Origin of the sequence: Lysobacter sp. 1R34A, assembly GCF_051217035.1 — a bacterium.
Lineage (GTDB): Bacteria > Pseudomonadota > Gammaproteobacteria > Xanthomonadales > Xanthomonadaceae > Lysobacter.
The window spans coordinates 1-7552 of sequence record NZ_JBPKJP010000146.1 but is presented as its reverse complement, the minus strand read 5'-3'; the positions used below and the strand labels follow the sequence as shown (position 1 = coordinate 7552).

Annotated in this window: 5 protein-coding genes; all 5 read left to right on the top strand. The window is 69.1% G+C overall.

The window, feature by feature from the left end; all coding sequences use genetic code 11:
- Positions 1–1871 (top strand): sodium:solute symporter (locus tag ACSAMQ_RS19335; protein WP_435397221.1); only part of this gene is annotated, 1871 nt, incomplete at its 5' end.
- Between the two features lie 87 nt (positions 1872–1958).
- On the top strand, positions 1959–2837 hold the full coding sequence (locus ACSAMQ_RS19330; RefSeq protein WP_435397220.1) for a LysR family transcriptional regulator: 879 nt from the start codon (positions 1959–1961) through the stop codon (positions 2835–2837).
- A 271-nt stretch (positions 2838–3108) separates the two neighbouring features.
- A complete protein-coding gene (locus ACSAMQ_RS19325) occupies positions 3109–5385 on the top strand; it encodes a TonB-dependent receptor (RefSeq protein ID WP_435397219.1) in 2277 nt (758 codons plus the stop codon).
- 152 nt (positions 5386–5537) lie between these two features.
- The gene (locus ACSAMQ_RS19320; protein ID WP_435397218.1) at positions 5538–6863 is read left to right on the top strand and encodes a serine hydrolase domain-containing protein; all 1326 of its coding nucleotides are present in this window, start codon (positions 5538–5540) and stop codon (positions 6861–6863) included.
- The coding region (locus tag ACSAMQ_RS19315) for a PfkB family carbohydrate kinase (RefSeq protein WP_435397217.1) at positions 6860–7552 on the top strand (693 nt) is incomplete at its 3' end. The genes ACSAMQ_RS19320 and ACSAMQ_RS19315, both read left to right, overlap by 4 nt.

Genomic DNA, 7552 nt, shown 5'->3' with positions numbered 1-7552 from the left:
GGTCGGCCGACCACGGCTGGCGCCAGGCCGGCGCGGTGCCGGGGCAGGTGCTCGCCGGCTCCGGCCGCGCGCTCGGCCAGGCGCACGTGCTGTTTCCGGTGGTCGCTCCGGGCGCGACCCAGGCCACGCCGATGACCTACCAGACCATCACCCAGGCCTGGGCGCCGCTGCCGGGCGCGCAACTGCCCAGCGCACCGCAGGCCGGCGCACGGCAGGCCGACTTACGGCAAGTCGACTTACAGCAGGCCGGCGCACCGCTCATCGCCGCCTGGCCCGACGGCCTGTTGTGGACGCAGCCCTCGGCCGACGGCCGCCGCACCGGTTTCGCCACCGCCCAGGTGCAGGCCAACAAATTACTGCTGCACTGGCTCGACTGGCTGGTGATCGTGGTCTACCTGGCCGGCATGATCGGCATCGGCCTGTACTTCTATCTGCGCGAGAAACGCAACTCGACCGCCAATTTCTTCGTCGGCGGGCGCAGCATTCCGTTCTGGGCCGCCGGCGTCAGCCTGTACGCCGCCAACACCAGCTCGATCAGCTTCATCGCCATTCCGGCCAAGGCCTTCGAGAGCAACTGGCAATACCTCACCAACAACCTGATCGCGGTGCTTGGGCTGATCTTCGTGGCGATCTGGATCGTGCCGCTGTTGCGCCGGCTCGACCTGATGTCGGTGTTCTCCTACCTGGAGACGCGCTTTCACCCGGCGATCCGGATGCTGGCCAGCGCGCTGTGCATCCTGACCCAGATCGGCAGCCGCATGAGCGTGATCCTGTTCCTGCCGGCGCTCGCCATCGCCACCATCACCGGCATCAGCGTGTTCTGGAGCGTGCTGCTGATGGGCGGCTTCACCATCGTCTATACCGCGATGGGCGGGATGAAGGCGGTGATCTGGACCGACTTCGTCCAGGTCATCGTCAAGATGGGCGGCGCGGTGTTCGCCATCGGCTTCATCGTCTGGCAGTTGAACGGCGGCTTCGGCGAGTTCCTCGCCATCGCCCGCGCCGAAGACAAGATGCATCTGTTCGACTTCAGCTTCGACATGACCAAGGCCACGGTCTGGGGCTTCGTGTTCCTGGTGCTGTTCGACGTGGTGCTGACCTTCCCGAAGGACCAGGTGCTGATGCAGCGCACCCTGTCGACCAAGTCCGACCGCGAGGCCGGGCGTTCGATCTGGGCCTTCGCCGCGATCATGATCCCCGGCGGTTTCGTGTTCTACATGATCGGCACCGCCTTGTTCGTCTATTACAAGTCGCACCCGGAGCGGATGAACCCGCTGCTGCCGATCGACGCCACCTTCCCCTTGTTCATCGCCGCCGAACTGCCGGTCGGCGTGACCGGGCTGATCATCGCCGGCATCTTCGCCGCGGCCATGGCGACCCTGTCGGGCATCATGAACAGCGTGGCGACCCTGATCTCGGTCGACTTCTACGAAAAGCTCAGCAAGCGCGGCAGCGCCAAGAAAAGCGTGTTCGTCGCCGAGCTGACCACGGTCGCGGTGGGCCTGGTCGGCATCGGCGCGGCGCTGCTGCTGTCGCGCTTCGACATCCACTCTCTGTTCGACGTGTCGATCGAACTGGCCGGCCTGCTCGGCGGCGGTTTCGCCGGCGCCTACACCCTGGGCATGTTCACCCGTCGCGCCAACTCGCCCGGGGTGGCGATCGGCATCGGCGCGAGCATCGTGCTGACCCTGGTGATCTGGTCGTTCCGCCTGGTCCATCCTTACTTCTATCTGGCGATCTCGATCCTGCTGTGCATCGTCATCGGCTACCTCGCCAGCCTGCTGTTCCCGCCGCCGGCGCGTTCGCTCGACGGGCTGACCATCTACCGCGACCGCGATCCCGTGACCGCCGCCGCGCCGGCCTCCCCCTGATGGCATACGCGGGCCCCGCGGGGCTCGTGTAGCCTGCCTCGGCCGGCCGCGAATCGCCGCGCCGTCGCGAGCTCAGCGAGAGGGCCCTTGGAAACCCAATTTCTCAACACCTTCGTGACCATCGTCGACCAAGGCTCGATGGCCGCGGCGGCGCGCGTACTCGGCATCACGCCGGCCGCGGTGGCGCAGCAGATCCGCACCCTGGAACGCGAGATCGGCGCACCGCTGATCGCCCGCGTCGGCCGCACGGTCAGCGTGACCGAGGAGGGCGCGCGGATACTGCCGCGCAGCCGCGAGCTGTTGCGCAGCGTCGCCGACCTGCGCAGCGTGGCCAACGAAAGCGAGATCTCCGGCGAGCTGCGCCTGGGCGCCTGCCCGACCGCGCTTGCCGGCATGCTGCCCGACGTGCTCGCGCGCATGGTCGAGACCTTTCCGCAGATCAACGTGTTCATCAAGCCCGGCTATTCGGCCGACCTCTACCACGCCGTCGAGCAGGGCGACCTGGATGCGGCGATCGTGCTGCAGGCGCCGTTTCCGCTGCCGAAGACCTGCGAATGGCAACTGCTGCGCGAAGAACCGCTGATCGTGCTGGCGCCGGCGGCGATGGCCGAGCGCGATCCTCACGACCTGCTCGCCAACGAACCGCTGATCCGCTACGACCGCCACCAGTGGGGCGGCCGCCAGGCCGACGAATACCTGCGCGCGGCCAACATCGTGCCGCGCGAACGTTTCGAGCTCAACGCGCTGAACGCGATCGCGGTGATGGTGGACCGCGGCCTCGGCGTCTCGCTGGTGCCGGACTGGGCCAGGCCGTGGCCGGAAGGCCTGAACATCGCGCGCATCGCCTTGCCCGATGCTTCGGCCAAACGCTGCATCGGCATCGTCTGGTCGCGTTCGAGCGTGCGCGTGCGGCTGGTGACGGTGCTGCTGCAGGAAAGCCGCAAGGCGATGCAAGCCAAGGGTTGAGCGCGTCGCCATCGCTGCCGGCGCGATGCGCCGCACATGCTGCAGTGCGGCAATAAATCGCTGATTCTCAAGCAACAATTCCTAGTCTCTGAACATAGTCCGCGGCGGTTCTATGCGCGCAGTCGAACGCATAGGCTCGCACTCACTCCGGGGACATGCGATGTCGGGGACGTCGCCACAAGGACGCGGCCACGCCGCCGTCGCGACGCCGGGGTTCATGCGCGCGCCGCCTCGGCGCGCGCCGCCAACCGCAGCCTGGACGGGACACGACATGCTCAAGCCACTCACCGCCGCGATCAGCAGCATCCTGCTGCTTTCGGCCATCGCCGGTCCCGCTCGCGCACAGGACACGCCGGCCGGCGACGACGGCGACGCCGCGCCGGACCGTACCGCGGTCGATCTCGACAACGTGGTGGTGACCGGCACCCGCAGCCCGAAGGCGGTCGACCGCATTCCCGGCGCGATCACCCTGGTCTCGAAGGAAGAAGTGCAGCGCAACCTGGTGCTGACCGAAGACGCGACCGCCGTGCTGGCGCGCACGGTGCCGGGCTATGCCGAGTCCTCGCAGGCGATGAGCAATACCGGCGAAAACCTGCGCGGCCGCGTCGCCCTGCGCCTGTTCGACGGCGTGCCGCAGGGCTCGCCGCTGCGCGAGGGCACGCGCAACGGCACCTTCACCGACATGGGCATCGTCGGCCGCATCGAAGTCATCAACGGCCCCTCGGCCTCGGAAGGCATCGGCGCGGCCGGCGGCATCATCAACTACCTCTCGGCCGCGCCGACCCGCGAAGGCAACGAGTTCACCGTGATCTCGCGCTACACCACCCAGTTCGAGGACGACAGCGAAGGCTGGAAGCTCGGCTTCAACTTCGCCCGCAAGTCCGGCAACTTCGACCTGCTCGCCAGCGCGTCCTTCCTCGACCGCGGCATCACTTACGACGGCAACGGCCGCCGCATCGGTATGAACACCAGCGGTTCGCTGGCCGACACCGAGTCGCGCAACCTGTTCCTCAAGGCCGGCTACGCCTTCGGCGAGGACGGCGTGCAACGCATCGAAGGCTCGGTCAGTCACTTCAACATCGAAGGCAAGGCCAACTACGTGCAGGTGCTGGGCTGCCGCCCGGACGAGGCCGCGCTGTGCGGCGCCACCCGCACCAACACCTCCGAGCGCGGCAGCATCTTCGGCTCCAAAGCCGCGATCAACGATTTCAAGCAATATCAACTCACCTATATCCACTCGGACCTGTTCGGTGGCACCCTCACCGTGAACGCCTACAAGGCCGACCAGCAGATGCGTTATCTGCCGGAGAACAGCATCGACCGGCAGGACCCGCTGCTCGGGCCGCCCGGCTCGATCTACGACCAGTCCGAAATCGCCACCGACAAGAAGGGCCTGCGCACCTCCTGGGCGCGGCCGTCGCTGTTCTCGGTCAGCGGCCTGGAGCTGCGGGTCGGCCTCGATCTGGTCGAAGACACCGCCGAGCAGCGCCTGGCGCTGACCGACCGGCTGTGGGTGCCGCCGATGGAGTACAAGAGCCGCGCGCCGTGGGCGCAGCTGTCGTGGGACATCGGCCCGGTCACCCTGAGCGGCGGCGTGCGCCGCGAAGACGGCGAGCTGCACGTCGACAGCTACACCACCACCTGGTACCGCGACCGCCGCCATGTCGACGGCGGCACCCTCGACTACCAGGAGACCCTGAGCAACTTCGGCGCGGTCTGGCGCATCACCGACGGCTGGTCGGTGTTCGGTTCCTACGGCGAGGGCTTCACCCTGGCCAACGTCGGTATTCCGCTGCGCAACATCCAGTGCTCCAACGATCCCGGCGACACCCAGCCCGACGGCTGCCCGAACGACCCGCGCATCGGCGTCGCCGACCTGCTCGACCTCAACGCGATCGTGGTCGAGAACACCGAGTTCGGCTTCAACTGGCGCGGCGAACGCGGCGCGCTGAGCGCCTCACACTACGATTCCAAGTCCGACTACGGGCAATCGCTGGCGATCGATCCGGCCACCAACGATTTCGTGCTGCTGCGCGCGCCGGTGCGGATCAAGGGCTACGAACTGTCCGGCGACTGGCGCTTCAACGAGGCCTGGCGCTTCAGCGCGGTGTATTCGCACACCCGCGGCAAGACCTCGTTCTGGGCCGCCGACGCCGCCGGCCGCTACGGCGAAGGCGGCATGAACAAGCCGATGGGCGTGCTCGACATCAACCCCGACAAGTTCGCCTGGACCCTGACCTGGAAATACCACCCGCGCGGCGACGTCAGCCTGGGCGCGACCACCCTGTTCTCGCGCGACCTGTCCGGCAACGACGTACGCGCCTTCGACGGCGCGCGCTTCAACTTCCGCGAGAACACCCGCGGCTACACCTTGTTCGACCTGGGCATGAACTTCGAGACCGAGCGTTACGGCAAGTTTTCGCTCGGCATCGAGAACCTGTTCGACAAGCAATACATCCTGAGCTGGTCGCAGCCGTCCGGCGGCTTCCAGAACTACTGGGCCGGCCGCGGCCGCACCTTCTCGCTCACCCATACCTTCAAGTTCTGAACCGTTCGCGCTCATCGCCGGGTTTCCCTCGAACCGCCGCCGGGTCCTCGCGCCCGCGGCGGTGGCTTTTCGCTGTCGCCGCGCTCGGCCTGTGCCTCGGCCCGGCCTGCGCGAGCGAGCGCTCGGCCGCGGCGAACACCGAAGCCGCCGGGGTGGACCTGCCTTCGGCAGACCTCTCGCAGCTGCACCGCTACATGCATTCGGTCACCGGCCGCGACGGCTATCTCGGCGCGGTCACCCTGGTCGCGCGCGACGGCCGCATCGTCGATTGGCGGGCCTATGGCCACCGCGACCTGGCCCGCCGGGAGCCGATGCGGCGCGATTCGATCTTCCGCATCTATTCGATGAGCAAGACCGTCGCCTCGGTCGCGGCGATGCTGCTGGTCGAGCAGGGCCGGATCGGCCTCGACGATCCGGTGTCGCGCTATCTGCCCGAACTCGCGCGGCCCCAGGTCGTCGCCGGCGGCGACCTCGCCGCGCCGCGGCTGCGCGCGGCTTCCGGCGAGATCACCCTGCGCCACTTGCTCACTCATACCGCCGGTTTCGCCGCCGGACTCGACGGCGACGAACTCGCGAGCGAGTTGGTGCGGCGCCAGGACCCGCACGCCGCCGCCGACCTGCGCGGTTTCGTCGAACGCCTGAGCCGCGCACCGCTCGCCGCCGATCCGGGCACCCGCTTCGGCTACGACGGCGCCGCGCTGGAAGTGCTGGCGCGGGTAGTCGAGGTCGTCGCCGGACAGAGTTTCGATGCGTTCCTGCGCGACCGCGTGTTCGCGCCGCTGGCGATGCGCGACACCGGATTCGAAGTGCCGCCGTCGCAACGCGGGCGCGTGGTCGACCTCACCGCGATGGGTGAGGACGGCCGACTGCGGATCGCCGACGGCATTGGCGCGCGCGAACCCGGCGCGCGCTTGAACGCCTACCCCAGCGGCGCCGGCGGGCTGTACTCGACCGCCGCCGACTACGCCCGCTTCGCGCAGATGCTGCTCGATGGCGGGCGCATCGTTCCGGTCGCGGGCCTGTGCACCGAGAGCGACGCAGCCCGAGCCCCGGTGGCGCCCACGCCGAGCGCGACAGGCGCTTGCGGCGACGACACCGCCTCCAGGCGTCTGCTGCGCGCCGACACCGTCGCCGCGATCCTGCGCAACCAACTCGGCATGCTCGATCCGCCGGTCAACCAGTACAGCGACGGCGAAGGCTTCGGCTTCGGCGGCTATGTCGTGATCGACCCTGCCAAGCGCGACCGTCCCGGCGCGCTCGGGCAATTCGGCTGGTCCGGTGCGGCCTCGACCACCTACGCGGTCGACCCGCAACAGCGCTTGATCGCCATCGCCTTGTTGCAGCACCTGCCGCACGGCGAGGCTCGGCGGGATCTGCCGCGGATCGGCAGCGACTTTTATCGACAGGTGTACCGTTCCTTGAAAATCCCTGGCGCCTTGAAAGTTCCTGCCGCCTCGACACCGGAGGCGACGCGATGAGCGCCGCGTCGCCGGGATGGGTCCTGGTGGCCGGCTCGGCCAACCTCGACTTCGTGGTCCGCGCCAGTCACGTGCCGGCGCCCGGCGAGACCGTGCTCGGTCGCGAACTGGCCCTGTTCCCGGGCGGCAAGGGCGCCAACCAGGCCGTGGCCTGCGCCCGCGCCGGCGGCGCGCCGACCCGGATGCTGCTGGCGCTCGGCGACGACGCGCATGCCGTGCCGATCGAACGCTCGCTGCGCGAGGCCGGGGTCGACACCCGGATCGTGCGCGTCGCCGACCGCGCCACCGGCACCGCCTTCGTCTGCGTGTCCGACGACGGCGAGAACGCGATCACCGTCGCGCCCGGCGCCAACGCAGCGCTGCGCGACGAGGACCTGCCCGATCTCGACGGCGTCAGCCATCTTCTGCTGCAACTCGAGTCCCCGCTCGCCGCGGTCGAAGCCTGGGCGCGGCGCGCCCGCGCCGCCGGCGTGTGCGTGGTCTTGAACGCGGCGCCGGCGCCGGCCCAACCCCTGCCGCCCGGCTTGCTCGAAGCGGTGGACCTGCTGATCGTCAACGAAGGCGAACTGGCCGCGCTCAGCGGCGTATCCGCATCGGCGGGCGCCGGCCACCTGGAGGCTGCGCTGGCGCGGCTGCCGGCCTGCGACGTGGTGGTGACTCTCGGCGCGCGCGGCTGCCGCGCGCGTGCC

Excerpts from the sequence above, each read along its gene's own strand:
- ACSAMQ_RS19325 (WP_435397219.1), top strand. The coding sequence starts at position 3,109 with ATGCTCAAGCCACTCACCGCCGCGATCAGCAGCATCCTGCTGCTTTCG.